The following is a 14,978-nucleotide window of genomic DNA, read 5'->3' on the forward strand; positions in this document are numbered from 1 at the left end:
AGAATTTAGGATGTTTTTTACACTATTCTTGTGGATGTCTTATGAATATTGGGATGAGACAATCCCATAATTATCTATAAAAAAGTGATTACTCTTTTGTAGAGGATCTCACTTGGTTTGATGAATAGGCAAGTGTCGTATTTAGAGCTAATACAATAGGTTTATGTCTACTTTCAACTAATTATCATACAATTGACAATAAATCAGCTATATTTAGGTGATTTTTCAGACTAATAGTAACTCTAGCCATTTAAAATTCTTATGTCAGAGAAAGTCTCCAAACTCATCGCACAACTTTCTAATATTAATTTGAGGATGCAGCAAAAGGCAGCAGAGGAAATTCAATCCTTAGGCATTCAAGCTAGAGATGCCTTCAAACCTTTATCATCTAATTTGTATAGCTTAGGCAATAAAGATTCTCTTGATAGTTTAGAAGTAGATTTATGTATAAGCGTATTGAAGGCAATTATTGTAACAGAAGATAATTCCGTAGTTATCAAAGAACTAGTTAACCAGTTAGTCAACAATAAAAGTTTTATAATACAGACAAAGGTGGCAGAGTGTCTTGGAGAAATTGGTGTAAACGCAAAGGCAGCAATTCCAGAGCTAGAATCAAAATTTATTGATGAAGATGGCAATCCATACGTTCGCTATAGTAGTAAAATTGCCATTGCAAGAATCAAACAAATAGAAATTCCTATTAACGATATATTCTTTGATATCTTTCAAACGAATCCTATAAATATCGGAAACATTGTTAATGCTCCTGACAAAATAATTGCGGCACTACAATCTTTTAGCATTCTGGGGAAACAAGCCGAAGCAGCTTTAGAACAGATTTACAAACTACAAGAAGTCTTAACTCCAGAGCTAAAACAACCTACCAAATTGCAACGTGGCAACTTTGATCTAGTAAAAATCAATACGATACGAGCCATCGCAAAGATAACGAATCAAGAAAATTTAACAAATGAAATTTTGGAATTTTTAGAAAATGCCAACAGTGAAGTAAGAAAATCTGCGGCACTTTTTCTAAAAGAATGGGAGCAATTTCCTAAAGATGTTATTTTTCCTTTAAGATCTACAACTTCTATAGATGCTAATGCAGAAGTTCGTATAGAGGCTTTTAATTCTCTAATTACAATCTTAAATCATGATCCTAAAGCCTTGATATGCGAACTCATACAAGCATTATCTAATAGCGATTCAAAAATTTGCATAAGAGCTATATGGGAACTTGAAGCATTAGGCGAAGATGCTAGAGAAGCATTGGCATCCTTACGGGAACTCGTTGGTATAAGAAATAAGTGGGAAATTGTTAGAGATGCTTTTAATGCAATTAAAACTATTCTCCAAAATAACAAAATAGAATTACAAAAAGAATTAATTGCTAATCTTAATCATCCAATTCGCGAAATGAAACTGAGTGTGATAAAAGAGCTTACTACACTTGGCTATATGTCAATTGAGTATTTTGATGATTTGCTGTCTCTTTCTGTTGATGGTCAATATGATTCGATTTTACAAGAAGCACTTAAAAAAATTGATATTCAAACAAGTAGTTTAGAATTAATACAAAAATGTATAAATTTACTAGAAGGTGATAATCCTAAACTAATCCCATATAAATTACTTGAAGATTTAAATCTTTTGGATACAAATAAAAACAAATTTTTAGAATCTCTTTTAAAATTTCTTTGTGGGCATAAAAAGATATCACAGCTTACTTTAGATATTTTTGACTTATTGTTTTTAGTAACAAGTGATAAAGATATCGATATTCTAATTAAGAATATAATTAACAATGACAAAATTCTCGATGAAATTAAATACTGTTTTTTATTCTTCCAAAACTCTTTGCAGAAAACTTTTATTGATCAATGGCAAATTTCTAAGAAAGACAAAGAATTTATTCTAAGAATAATAATTACATCTATAAACAGAAATTGTTACTCACATATTAATTCTATTAATCTACTTTACATACAAGGAAAATGCCTGAATTGGCTAAAACAAAATTTTGTTTTTGACGAGGATCTACCAACTCAACTGTATAGACAGACAATACAAGAGCTAAGAAAACTAGCTTATAGCGAGTTTTCAAGTAGATACATACAAGATCAGGTTAAAGAGGTATTGGCATTAAATAAACTGAATGATTCTGAAAAATCTTTAGTTGAAATTAAACATGAAAGCAAGAAAGATCTGCTAGATGTATTTCAGACAAAAAATCTTTCAGGGCAAATTGCTTCAATTGAAAATCTTATAACAGAAGATCCCAATGAGATAATTGATTTGTGGATACAATGGATAATAGATCTTGATGGCGACAAGGCATCACTTGCAAGAATAACATCTGATAAAATACGCACTAGTAAAAATGCCGTAATACCTCTTATAAACCAACTTGAAAAAGGTTGGCAACCAAAAGATGAATTCAAAAAGAAAATTCGTAATAAACTTATTGAGTCTATAAAAAACCTTGACTGTATTCGTGTGACATTTGATGATCTCACAGATTCTGAAAAGCGTAAAAGTCTTGACAAGTTAGAAGATTGGTTGACTTCAATAAAGGATAAGCCAAGCACCTATTCGGAGTTGATCAAAGCAGAGTTTGAGAAAAAACAGACAGATAGACGGCAATTAGCAGACAAAATCATCGAAATACTTATACAGGAAGAAATAGATAACTATGCTCTACAAATACAAAAACGTATTGCTCGACAATTAGCAGATATGAGTGATGACAGATTTTTTGATAGTTCATCAGAAGAACATGACAACATCAAAGAAGAACTACGCAAACATGCTGTACCAGCACTAGCCCGAAGACTTCCCAAAGAATCTGATATTGAAATTCGTGAAAGTATGGCACGAGTTTTAGGAAATGTAGGTGGAACATTTGCCGTAGATGCTTTAGCTCAAGCAGTAGTTGGAGAAGAGAGAACAAGAACTGCTCGTCAAGACTTACTAGCCAAATATTACTTAGAACCATCAAAAGCTCGTAGTGAAGAGGCAGCAATCATATTGAAAAGCGCAGTCCAAGAAGCAAAGAAAACCCTATGGATGCAACAATTGTTAAACTTAGCCAGTTTTGTCACTGGAATAATTCTGCTTACGGGTGGAGCATTCATAAGCATAACTAATGAAGATCTTTCTAAACGTATTGGCGGCGGAGTAGCAGGAATTGGAGGCTTATCTGGTCTGATGTTCCAATTAGTCAAAGATCCACTTAACCGTATTCAAAATGCAATGTCCAATCTCATCCAAGCTGAAACCGCTTTCACCAGCTTTATTTGGGAACTAAACCTAAACGGTACTTATATTCAAAGCCAATATGTTGCTCGAGGAATTTTGAGTAACGAAGAGATAGCTCAAACCGTTGATCGTATTGAAAACTCTATGAATTTGACTATGAATCTGGTTTCCGAGCATTTAAATAGCGAAAACCAAGGTGTATTTCCCCGCTTAAAAAGCTTAGTCCCTCCCATTAGCGAAGTTGATAAACCCATTACGATCTACGGTCAAAATCTCAAGAAAAAGGATGCTAATAGACTTATAGCTATAAATCACAGATTAATTGAACTAGAATCCATAATCTCTTGGAATGAAAATGTAGTTAAATTTAAGCTCCCATCAACATTCTCCAGTATCGATTCTGAACAAGAATCAGTATGGGTTAGCTTATTTGTAGATGGAATAGAAAGTAATGTTCTTCCTTTACAAGTTATAAGAAGCCCGTCACTTCCTACTGTAAGGTCTGAAAATATTGATGTCTGATGCAATTAATTTTTATTGATACGATCATTTTTTCAAAGAAATTACTATTAAAATTACACTAAGAGGATAGACAAATGACAGTTAGAGAACAACTTAGCAAAGAACTCGAACAAGCCCCCGAATCATTAGTCGAAGAAATCCTTGATTTTTGTCTATTTCTCAAACAACGCCAACAAGCCAAAGTTATCAATCAAGCAACTGAGACAAAACCAAACGGAATTCTCGACCTATTAGAGCGTGTTAAAGAAATTCAAGCCCAAGTTCCCACCGAAGAATGGGACAAACTCCCCCATGATGGCTCAATCAACCACGATCATTATCTCTATGGTTCTCCAAAGGTTGAAGAATGAAAACAGTTTTTGCGGACACAGGATACTGGATCGCCCTACTCGATCCTCAAGACACACTTCACTCTAAAGCCATAAATCTAAGCATCACACTTACTCAAGTGCAAATTTTCACCAGTGAAATGGTGCTTACAGAAATCCTGAATCATTTTTCTAAGCGTGGTAATTTCCTCAGATACGCCGCCGCAAACTTGATTGAAAGCTTACAAGAAAATCCTGCAATCACAATTATTCCTCAAACCGATAGTATTTTTCAACAAGCCCTCATTCTCTACAAACAACGCCCCGATCAAGCATGGAGCCACACCGACTGCTCCTCATTCTGCATCATGCAACAACAGAACATCCTAGAAGCATTGGCATACGACAAACACTTTGAGCAAGCTGGGTTTATCGCTTTGCTGCGTTAGTTTAGATAAAATCGAGGGCGATCCCCTCAAAGAAGTAATCGCCACTCATTACCCATTAGCTAAATCATGCCTTTTGCATAACTATCCATAACCTCCCCCCGCAGGAGTGTCAATTACAAATGTATCTCCAGACCCCATTTGCACTGTAGCAGTACTGGTTAAATCGGTAATCTTACCATCATGCCTAATCACATAATTGCGACCAGTTGCGCCCGCTTCCCCACCATTTAAGCCAAAGGGAGGAATAACGCGACTACTCGACAAAATTGCCGCAGTCATCGGTTCTAGAAACTTGATCCGCCTCGTCACACCATTACCCCCATTATGCTTTCCCTTACCGCCACTATTTGCCCTGATGGAGAACTCTTCTAAAAGAACAGGAAATCGCCATTCCAGAATTTCGGGATCGGTGAGTCGCGAATTGGTCATGTGCGTTTGAATCGCATCAGTACCATCAAAATCAATCCCCGCACCCGATCCACCGCAAATAGTTTCGTAATATTGATAGCGATCGCTACCAAAAGTAAAGTTATTCATCGTTCCCTGTGAGGCTGCCATCACACCAAGCGCACCATACAAAGCATTAGCGATCGCCTGAGAAGTCTCCACATTTCCCGCCACTACCGCCGCAGGATAGACAGGATTGAGCATCGATCCTTCAGGTACAATAATTTCCAAAGGTTCCAAACATCCGCCATTGAGAGGAATATCATCATCAACGAGAGTACGGAATACATACAACACAACGGCTTTACACACAGCAAGCGGGGCATTAAAGTTATTCCCTAACTGCGCCGAAGTTCCCGTAAAGTCAATTTTTGCGGTTCTCTCAATCGGATCTAAGCTTACGGAAACAACTATTTGACTACCATTGTCAATCGGATAAACAAACCTACGTTCATCTTTTTCCTTTGCTAAATTTGCAATCGCCTTACGAATGGCATCTTCCGCGTTGTCGCGCACAAAGCCCATATAGGCTTGGACTGTCATTGCCCCATAGTGATTAACCATGCGCTGAAGTTCCTTTGCGCCACATTCATTGGCAGCGATCTGGGCTTGTAGATCGGCAATATTTTGAGCAGGATTACGGGCAGGATATGCACTAGAAGTTAACAAAGCGAGGGTTTCCACTTCGCAAAATTTACCACTTTTCACAAGCTGGAAATTATCAAAAAGAATTCCTTCTTCTTCGATGCTAGTACTATTTGAAGGCATGGAACCGGGGGTAATGCCACCAATATCCGCATGATGTCCACGCGAAGCAACATAAAAGATCGGCTGTTCGGAATCAATAAATACAGGCGTAATCACCGTGATATCAGGTAAATGCGTTCCGCCGTTATAGGGATTATTGGTCGCAAATACATCACCAAAATGGATGTTGGCAGTTCCTTTTTCTTTGATTAAAGCCTTGACGCTTTCACCCATCGAGCCAAGATGGACAGGGATATGCGGCGCATTGGCAACCAATTCTCCCTCTCGATCAAAAATTGCACAGGAAAAATCCAAGCGCTCACGAATGTTTACACTCGCACTCGTATTTTGTAAGGTAAATCCCATCTGTTCGGCAATAGATTGAAAGAGATTATTAAAGATTTCTAATTTAATCGGATCAGGAAGATATCCCCCTAAATCCCCCTTGTAAAGGGGGACTTCAATTTCTTCTCCCCCAGACATTTGATTTTGATATTGAGGCGATCGCCGAAGTATCAAACAATCATCCTCATTTAACTCTGCTTCCCAATCAGGCTCGATCGCATTAGTCCCCGTCGCATCAATAATCAATGCTGCCCCCGCGATGCGATCACCTACCCGCAAATCCTCCCGCCGAAATACAGGAGTTTCGCTCCATGCTCCTGCCATGTAGACTTGGGCTTTTGGGCTGTTAGATTGGCTATTAGCTGTTAGCTGTTGGCTATTAGCTTTTTTCCTTCTTACTTTGTCCTTTTTCCTTGAAATGATTGTTTCCACAGCGATCGCTTCAACGATTAGAGACTTGTCTGCAAAGATGAAGCCATAGCGATCCTTGTGCAAAGCTTCAAAATTAGTTCGCAAATAATCAAAGGTTTCTTGAGAAGAGAATTCGAGAGAATTAGGAATTATTACCGTTAGCGATGAATCTGTACCTGTGTAACGCAATCGCAAACTAGTTTCAATCTGCAAATCGCTATCCTCATTACCTTGCAAAATCTCGCTCTTGCCCTCTTCACTGAGAGTTTGCGCCATAGTTTCCAGTTCTGCAAGCAATTCTAAATTTAGCTCTGACTCCACCGAGCGATCGCGAATTGTGCGAATATCCGCTAAACCAATGCCATAGGCGGATAGTACCCCTGCATAGGGATGGATGAATACCTGCGTCATGCCTAACACATCAGCGATCGCACAGGCGTGCTGACCACCCGCACCACCAAAACAACAGAGAACATATTCGGAAACATCATAGCCTCGCTGCACCGATATTTTCTTAATAGCCATTGCCATTTTTTCGACCGCAATTTCTAGGAAACCTTGGGCGACGAATTCAGGCGTAACCGTTTGTCCTGTAGCTTGACTAATTGTTTGCGCTAATTCCCTAAACTTCTCAACTACAACTTCGCGATCGAGCGGCAAGTTCCCATCTTTCCCAAATACCTTCGGAAAGAAATCAGGCTGTAACTTCCCTAACATCACATTGCAATCGGTTACGGCTAAATTACCGCCATTGCGATAACAGGCAGGACCGGGAAATGCGCCTGCTGATTCGGGACCTACCCGATACCTTGCGCCATCAAAAAACAGTAACGAGCCGCCACCTGCCGCCACTGTATGGATTGCCATCATCGGCGTACTCAACCTCACCCCAGCAACTTCCGTAGATAGCGATCGCTCATAACTTCCCGCATAATGCGCCACATCTGTGGAAGTTCCACCCATATCAAAGCTAATAATTTTCTCAAACCCTGCTTGGAGACAGGTCTGCACCGCCCCCACAATCCCCCCTGCGGGACCTGAAAGAATACTGTTTTTCCCTTGAAAAGTTTTCGCTTCCGTCAAGCCTCCATTGGACTGCATAAACATTAATTTCGTAGTCGCAATCCCCTCTCCTGCGGGAGAGGGGTGAGGGGTGAGGGTCGCATTCTCCTCTCCCAAAATGGGAGAGGGGCTAGGGGTAAGGGTCTGATTAAGTTCTGCACTAACGCGATCGACATAGCGCTTGAGAATTGGCGATAGATAGGCATCCACAACCGTCGTATCGCCACGACTAACAAACTTAATTAAGGAACTAATTTCATGGGATACGGAAACTTGCGTAAAGCCAATTTCTTTAGCTAATTCGGCTAATCTTTGCTCATGGTGCGGATAGCGATAACTATGCATTAAAGCGATCGCGCAAGCCCTAATTCCTAAATCATAAGCCTTTTGTAATTCTTTAATCGCTAAGTTCTTATTTAAAGAAATCAGAACTTCCCCATGAGCGCTATAACGTTCTTCTATTTCAATTACCTGTTCATAGAGCATTTCAGGTAACACAATATGCCGAGCAAAAATATTCGGGCGATGCTGATAGCCGATGCGTAAGGCATCCCGAAAGCCCTTAGTAATTAATAAAACTGTGCGATCGCCTTTTCGTTCTAATAGAGCATTAGTCGCAACAGTAGTTCCCATTTTAATTGCCGCAATTTGCTCAATGGGAATTGCTTCATCGGTCGCAAGTCCTAAAATATCTCGAATCCCTTGAATCGGTGCATCGGTATAGCGATCGGGATTTTCCGAAAGCAATTTATGCAGCACAATCTCACCATCAGGACGCTGGGCGACAATATCGGTAAACGTGCCACCGCGATCGATCCAAAACTGCCATTTAGAATTTGTGTTAATTTTGCTAACCTTTTCCGAATCAGAACTCATGGCAAATGATGTTATTGGGTAAATGTTATAGCTATAGCTACGCAAAACCGAAACGATAGTTGCAGCGCTAAGCGCTGCAACTATCGTTTCGGTTTTGCTTTTGTCCTAACATAATTGGCTACTGCTATATATTTTTGATGATAGGCGATCAACGCGAAAGTTATATCCAATAGCAGCAAATCACTATACAATCCTAGTTAATCAAACTATTAACTTAAGCCAAAATCAACCAAAATGACTACCCATTTTATTACTGCGGAAATTGAGATTAATGAGAATCAAGAAGCGATCGCTAAAACCGTTGAACAGGAGCTAGCCAAACATGGAGAACCATTGCGTTGGGCGATCAATGCGGTGGAGAGCAAAGTTAACTCTGACACAAATATTAAAACTCAGACAGCTCATGTTGAGGCAGTAGTCACTCGGAAATAATCCATAGATTTTGCCCCTTTGGGGCAAAATCTATGGGTCAGAGAGAACGATATATTTGCATAGCGGTCTCTTTGATCTTCTGGGAAAGATTTTCTGACTGCAAATCGATCAGTATTTGCCGAACTTTCTGTTGTGAATCCGTTAACTCTTGAATCTGTTGCTGAAGCATTTCCACTTCATCTAGCTTTTGTTGTAGTGATTCAGTTAGCTCTTGGACTCTCTGCTGTAAATATTCAACTTTGTCTTGAGTCGTATTGTGATGAATATCCTCCAGAACATCCTCTAGGGTTAATGATTCCACATCAACATCATCCAAGTCCATATAACCATCATATTGAACAGAACCATTTTCCCTCTTCCAGTCTAGCCTCTGCATAGCAAGATTAATGGCTTGGTTAATGGAACTTTGACTACCCTTAAAATTGATTCTATCTAGAATTTCATTATCTTCATCATCAGAAATCAAGAAATTACCCGACACCGCAATTTCTGTCGGAATCTCTTCAGCATCTTGATATAGCTCTACTCTTTTGACAACAAATTCTTCTTGATCATCTAGATTTTCATTGCCTGCATATTGTTCATCTGCAAAAAACAACTTAGAAAAGGCTGGCGATCGCAAACGTAATTGCCAATATTGCAAACATTGGCTTAAAACTTGCGACATCTTAAATAAAAATTCCGCTTCTTGGTCTTTCCATACTCTCACGCGATCGCATTGTTGGACAACTGCTAGCCCCCATAGTTGATTGATCGAGGTTGATTCATCTAATAGGATCGGGGCTGACATCATGGCTTTGATCTGTGTCCTTTGCCAATATTGATGAACAGTCCAAGTTTCGGTGATTTGAGCAACATCTGACAGAATAATCGGACGATCGCAGGGATAACTTTGCGTTGAATCTACTCCGAAGTAATTGATGGGATATATATGATTTTTAATGCTTGGACAATTAGGTGAAACTGCTTCAACTAAGATCTTCCCCTCATTTTTGTTAATGAATTGGTAAATAGCAACACGATTACTTGCGAGTTTCTCTCCCAAACTCGTTAGAAATACTTTTAATAATGCTTCTGGGCTAGTACTCGAGAACATTGCTGTGGCAATTGATTCAACCCCCATTGATTCCCTAGAATCCCAAGATGAAAAAACTTCGTCCATAAGTTACAAAGTGTAAGCGATCGCCATAATACCCCGACGTAAAAATTGCTGGTTTGGAGTTGTAGGTGCTGACAGCCCCAAACTGGTTTTGAGATGAGAATTGCTGACATAATTAAGTTTAGCTTGTTGATTTACTAGAAAGAAGCGATAAGGTGTCGTCTTTTCCGTAAATTGCTAATTATTTTGCTAAATTTTGGTTTTCAAGTTTTATGAGTACAGGTCGGTTAATCATCCAGTTAGGCATTGCCGCCTATATTTTATTTACTTTACTCCCCGACAGTAGTACGCAGATGGTAGCTTTCCCTTGGGTATTGCTATGGCAAGTAGGACTGCTCTGCTTGGCGATCGCAGGTTTGTTAAATCTATGGCGCAAGGATAAACCATTTTACTTATTGGGCAATGGCTTTGACTGGGTGGTCGGTTCTGGCTTTGTGACACTATGCCTATCGACGATGTTTTCACAGTTTCCCAATCAGTCGATGTGGTATAGCTTAACCGCCTTTGGCTATTTGATTGCATTGTATGTGACCAATAATTTTTTGCATAACAATCATGAAGCTAATAGCTCTTCATCTGGGATCTTATCGATTTTGCGATTTCAGGGATTGTTAGGGATAGCCGTAATTGTGGAAAGCCTATGGTTATGGACTACGCAAACATGGCTGCCCAGATTGACCCAACTAGGTAAGATCAATCAATGGGGATTAAACCTCTCCTACGATTTTTCCGATTTGCAGTCCCGTAACTGGGCACCTATGGGACATCAAAATTATGTGGCAGGATTTTTGATGTTAGTTTTACCGATTTTTGTGAGTTTAGCGATCGCCCAAAAGGGGATATGGCGATCGCTGTGGTTAACAGGAATTGGTTTAGGGTTGATTGATTTATATACCACTAGCTCACGGGGAGGTTTTTTAGGGCTAGGCGCAATCGTTGTCTATGGAATTATCATGGCAATATTTCGTAGCAAGATCAGTCGTTGGTTTGTGCTCTTGGGAGGAAGTGGGGCAATCGCTTTATTGGGATTTCTGATCGCAGCTAATAATCGTTTGCGATCGCTAATATCAGGATTATCGACGAGTTTTACAAATCCTAGCCAAGGATCGGGCGAATTACTATTTAGAACTATTGCCGCCGATGTAGGTTGGCGCATGGGGCTAGAGCATTGGCTATTTGGGGCAGGAGCAGGTTCGGCAGTGATGTTGTATCAGCAATATCGTCCCCAATGGGCAGGTCGTGAGGCGGAGATTTTATTTCAACTGCATAGTACGCCCGTGCATCTCTGGGCAGAACTGGGGATTGGGGCAGTCATTACCTTTGTCTTTTTATTAGTTGCGATCGCCAGTCTCTTCATTCGGTTACATCAATCTCCCAGTTGGCAAGCGCATTCACAAGATCAGGCGCTCACCTATGGATTATTGGCAAGTGTGCTGGGCTATGGCATGTTGGCAATTACGGACTATCAGCTTGATGTACCTGCAATTAGTGGCAGCCTAGTCATTGTCTTTGCGAGCTTGGCTTATTTAGGACAAGTGCATAATCAGGAATTGATTACTCTTGGCTACAAGCAGCCCCGTCTATGGCTCGCACTGATTGCGACGGTTTATCTGGGGGCGGCGATCGTTTGGCTAGTACCTGTGAATACAGCTTGGCAAGCATCGAGCGTGGGATTTATTTATTTAGCAAGAGCCAAGTCCGAATTAGTTAATGCGAAACAGGAAGATCTGCCTGAAGCGATCGCCACAGTTGATAAATTCCAAGATCGCCTGAAATTAGCCAATCAACTGACACCTTGGGAACCTTACTATCCCTATCAATTAGGATGGAACTTAGCCGACCTTGCCATTAACTATCCGAATTTACCGCAGTCGAAAACTTGGCAAAAAGAAGGATTAGCATGGATCAAAACAGCGATCGCTACGAATCCCCATAACGAAGCTACCTACAATGCAGCAGCATGGCTGAGTCTGCAACAGGAAGGAGCTAATGCCGCTCAGGATGCCGAAGCCTATTTCCGTCGAGGATTAGAGCTAGTTCCCACGAAAAAATCGCTCCATTTCGGTTTAGGGGTGAGTTTATTGCGGCAAGGCAAAACTGCGGAAGCGATCGCTGCCATCACCACAGAAATTGTTAATGATCCGATGTTTATTACTAGCCCGATTTGGTCAGACTCAGTTTTACAAACGCTCTATCCACAAGTAGTAGCAAATCTGGAGCGCACCTATCGCAATAATCCGAATCAAGCTGTGAATCTTGTGGCACTCAGATGGTGGACAGGTCAACCTAAGGCTGTTGAGGAACTTCAACAAAGTGGTCATCCCACAGCAGTACTGTTAGCCAAAGCGATCGCCAATAATACGGATGCCTTGCAAGCCGTGAAGCAAAATCCCCAGACTCCTTTAGAAATGGTGGTTTCGGCTTGGCTCAATCCCAATTTGCGAGATAAATTATTAGAACGTGCCTATGTATTTGCCTCTAGCAGTTTGCCCGATGAACGCTCAGCCGCCATTGTCAATGCCATGAGCGATCGCATGAAGCAAGCCCAAAATTTTGATGCATGGTTACGCCAACCCTTACCGCCGAATAGTCCTCTAGTCATGAACTATCGTCGAGCGAGATTAGGATTTAATGTGGTGAGTCGTCATGTGGATGGCGTAGTACCGATGGACTTTTTCAATGTCAGCGATCGCGCTGAAATCTCACTCTTTTTGAAAGATCTATTTTCATAAAATGATCAGCGCAAACCGCTAAGGAACCGATTTTTTGTGACGCGGCTTCGCCGCGTCACAAAAAATCGGTTCCTTAAGCATTTTATAATTTCCAAATTTTGATTTTGCCATCAAGGCTGCCACTAACTAAAAATTTCTGATCGTTGCTAAATTCTACGGAGGCGACACCGCGCTCATGATCCGCTAACACCTGCGGCGATCGCTTCTCTTTTAGATGCCAAATTCGCACGGTTTTATCTGCACTACCAGTCGCCAGTAAACGATCATCTTTACTAAAATCGAGGGTATGGACTTCTCCAGTATGTCCAGTCAGTACTTCCTTGAGTTGACCTGTAACTGCATCCCATAGACGAACAGTATTGTCTTCCATGGCAGTAGCAATCAGTTTGCCATTATTGCTATAAGAAATGGAGCGTACAGAACTCCCACTTTCCGATAGAGTTTTGACAATTTTGCCCGTTTCCACATTCCAAAGATGAATTGCCCCATCCTTGCAAGCACTCGCTAAAATTTTGCCATCGGGGGTAAAGGAGACATCATATACCCAAGATTTTTCTTGGAAAATATTAATCGGTTTACCTGTATCAGCATTCCATAAACGAATCGTGCGATCAGCTCCAGAGCTGGCAATCATTTTGCCATCAGGACTAAAAATTGTAGTATACACCCGTTCTTGATGCCCCTCAAGGGTACGCAAAATCTTGCTATTTTTTACATCCCAAATAATTACTTTGCGATCGTCACTGGCACTCACAAGTTTTTTGCCATCGGGACTAAAGTAAATGTCATAAACCCGACCCGTATTCCCTTTTAAGCTCTGGAGCTTCTTGCCTGTGACCAAATCCCAAAGATCAATACTGCGCTCAGAACTCGCACCCGCAAGGGTTTTACCATCAGGACTAACAGCCACACCATAAATTGCATCACTAGTGGAGAATTCCTTGAATAGAGTAATAGAGCCTGTACTAACAGAGTTATTTACAGATGTGGTTAAAGCTTGAGGATTCGGACTGGTTATATTAACTTCGTCAGCCTCGTTGGTGCGGATCGGCTTCGGCGGCACAGCTAATAGCAAAACGATGGTCGTCAGAGCGATCGCACTGAGCGTTGTCAATCCTACAACCCAATGCCAAGGCTGAATATGCCGCCAAATGGCTAGCTTCTTGGATTTGGGTTGTTGCGCTGAGTGGAGATCATGGACATTATCACTGGTGAAATCATCACTGAGCCGAATTGTTGGCAAACTGTGATTCACATTCGAGATTGGATAGCGATCTCGAAATTCCTTGAGCGCTTCGTAGGCAATATGAGCATTAGCATAACGCTGACGAAAATCAAATCGCACCATTTGCGAAAGAATATCTGCAAATTCGGGATAGACCTTGGGGGCATAAGTTCGCCACACAATTTCCAGATTGTCATCCTTTTCTAAATGGCTAGGTGGAATTCCTGTCAAAGCTTGGATGCCAATCATACCGATCGCATAGAGATCGCTGGCAAACTTCGGTTCTCCATGCGCCTGCTCACTGGGCATATATCCGGGTGTGCCAATACCCACCGTATAGGCAGGCTGATCATCATGTCCATTCAAGACCATTGTCGGCGTGGCAATTTGCTTAACTACGCCAAAATCAATTAAAAAAAGCTGTCCATCGCGCCGCCGAATAATATTTTCGGGTTTAATATCACGATGAATTACATTATGTTGATGCACAAAGCTCAATACTGTCAGAAGATTTTGCAGTAAATCTACAACTGCAAACTGCTCCCAAATTTTGCCTCGAATCAATTCGTGGCTAAGGTCTTTTCCATCAATATATTCTTGAACTAGATAAAATTCTGATAATTCCTCAAAGTGAGCAAACAGTTGCGGAATCTGAGGATGTGCGCCCAGTCGGTATAGTACCTGAGCTTCGGTTTCAAATAGCCGCCGCGAGAGCTGCAACATATTTGGGTCTTGATTGCGTGGGCATAATCTTTTGATTACCCGTGATGGGCGATCGGGCAAATGCAAGTCCCGTGAGAGATAAGTCTCACCAAATCCGCCACCACCTAAACGTGTCATAACTTCGTAATGTCCGCCGACTAGCTGCCCTGCTGTAAGACTCATAAGCTATTTAAGTTATTTCTGGGGATGTCTCAGATTTGCTAATCATCTTGACATATTGCCAATCAATTTTATAGCTGTCACCAATCTTGTGAGGAGAATCTTATGAGGCGGCGCTTAGTG

General features: G+C 40.9%; 8 protein-coding genes. 5 read left to right on the top strand and 3 right to left on the bottom strand.

Annotated features, from left to right (window positions below; all coding sequences use genetic code 11):
• The first annotated feature begins 261 nt into the window (after positions 1-261).
• The 3 genes from HC246_RS23275 to HC246_RS23285 all read left to right on the top strand — a co-directional run bounded on the left by HC246_RS23275 (position 262) and on the right by HC246_RS23285 (position 4,537).
• The gene (locus tag HC246_RS23275; protein WP_169365799.1) at positions 262-3,780 is read left to right on the top strand and encodes an IPT/TIG domain-containing protein; all 3,519 of its coding nucleotides are present in this window, start codon (positions 262-264) and stop codon (positions 3,778-3,780) included.
• A 74-nt stretch (positions 3,781-3,854) separates the two neighbouring features.
• Complete coding sequence (locus HC246_RS23280) at positions 3,855-4,130, top strand: hypothetical protein (RefSeq protein ID WP_169365800.1); 276 nt, start codon at positions 3,855-3,857, stop codon at positions 4,128-4,130.
• Positions 4,127-4,537 carry a type II toxin-antitoxin system VapC family toxin gene (locus HC246_RS23285; RefSeq protein WP_169365801.1) on the top strand — a complete coding sequence of 137 codons (411 nt, stop codon included), beginning with the start codon at positions 4,127-4,129 and terminating at the stop codon, positions 4,535-4,537. Before HC246_RS23280 ends, HC246_RS23285 begins: the two co-directional genes overlap by 4 nt.
• An 81-nt stretch (positions 4,538-4,618) precedes the next feature.
• On the opposite strand, the gene HC246_RS23290 is transcribed toward HC246_RS23285, so the two are convergent.
• Entirely contained in the window at positions 4,619-8,425 is a 3,807-nt protein-coding gene (locus tag HC246_RS23290; protein ID WP_169365802.1) for a hydantoinase B/oxoprolinase family protein, read from the bottom strand.
• Between the two features lie 234 nt (positions 8,426-8,659).
• Here HC246_RS23290 and HC246_RS23295 point away from each other — a divergent pair, with 234 nt between their 5' ends.
• A complete protein-coding gene (locus HC246_RS23295) occupies positions 8,660-8,857 on the top strand; it encodes a hypothetical protein (RefSeq protein ID WP_169365803.1) in 198 nt (65 codons plus the stop codon).
• Positions 8,858-8,894: 37 nt separating this feature from the next.
• On the opposite strand, the gene HC246_RS23300 is transcribed toward HC246_RS23295, so the two are convergent.
• Positions 8,895-10,019, bottom strand: coding sequence for a GAF domain-containing protein (locus HC246_RS23300; protein WP_169365804.1), 1,125 nt, complete (start codon positions 10,017-10,019; stop codon positions 8,895-8,897).
• A 209-nt stretch (positions 10,020-10,228) separates the two neighbouring features.
• Here HC246_RS23300 and HC246_RS23305 point away from each other — a divergent pair, with 209 nt between their 5' ends.
• On the top strand, positions 10,229-12,748 hold the full coding sequence (locus HC246_RS23305; protein WP_169365805.1) for an O-antigen ligase family protein: 2,520 nt from the start codon (positions 10,229-10,231) through the stop codon (positions 12,746-12,748).
• An 82-nt stretch (positions 12,749-12,830) separates the two neighbouring features.
• Here HC246_RS23305 and HC246_RS23310 read toward each other — a convergent pair whose 3' ends face one another.
• On the bottom strand, positions 12,831-14,858 hold the full coding sequence (locus HC246_RS23310; RefSeq protein ID WP_169365806.1) for a serine/threonine-protein kinase: 2,028 nt from the start codon (positions 14,856-14,858) through the stop codon (positions 12,831-12,833).
• Positions 14,859-14,978: the final 120 nt, after the last annotated feature.

Origin of the sequence: Pseudanabaena yagii GIHE-NHR1 (assembly GCF_012863495.1) — a bacterium.
Taxonomy (GTDB): Bacteria; Cyanobacteriota; Cyanobacteriia; order Pseudanabaenales; family Pseudanabaenaceae; genus Pseudanabaena; species Pseudanabaena yagii.

What these genes read in the sequence shown, in the direction of transcription:
- HC246_RS23275 (WP_169365799.1), top strand. Translation starts at nt 262, where the DNA reads ATGTCAGAGAAAGTCTCCAAACTCATCGCACAACTTTCTAATATTAAT.
- HC246_RS23280 (WP_169365800.1), top strand. Translation starts at nt 3,855, where the DNA reads ATGACAGTTAGAGAACAACTTAGCAAAGAACTCGAACAAGCCCCCGAA.
- HC246_RS23285 (WP_169365801.1), top strand. Translation starts at nt 4,127, where the DNA reads ATGAAAACAGTTTTTGCGGACACAGGATACTGGATCGCCCTACTCGAT.
- HC246_RS23290 (WP_169365802.1), bottom strand. Translation starts at nt 8,425, where the DNA reads ATGAGTTCTGATTCGGAAAAGGTTAGCAAAATTAACACAAATTCTAAA.
- HC246_RS23295 (WP_169365803.1), top strand. Translation starts at nt 8,660, where the DNA reads ATGACTACCCATTTTATTACTGCGGAAATTGAGATTAATGAGAATCAA.
- HC246_RS23300 (WP_169365804.1), bottom strand. Translation starts at nt 10,019, where the DNA reads ATGGACGAAGTTTTTTCATCTTGGGATTCTAGGGAATCAATGGGGGTT.
- HC246_RS23305 (WP_169365805.1), top strand. Translation starts at nt 10,229, where the DNA reads ATGAGTACAGGTCGGTTAATCATCCAGTTAGGCATTGCCGCCTATATT.
- HC246_RS23310 (WP_169365806.1), bottom strand. Translation starts at nt 14,858, where the DNA reads ATGAGTCTTACAGCAGGGCAGCTAGTCGGCGGACATTACGAAGTTATG.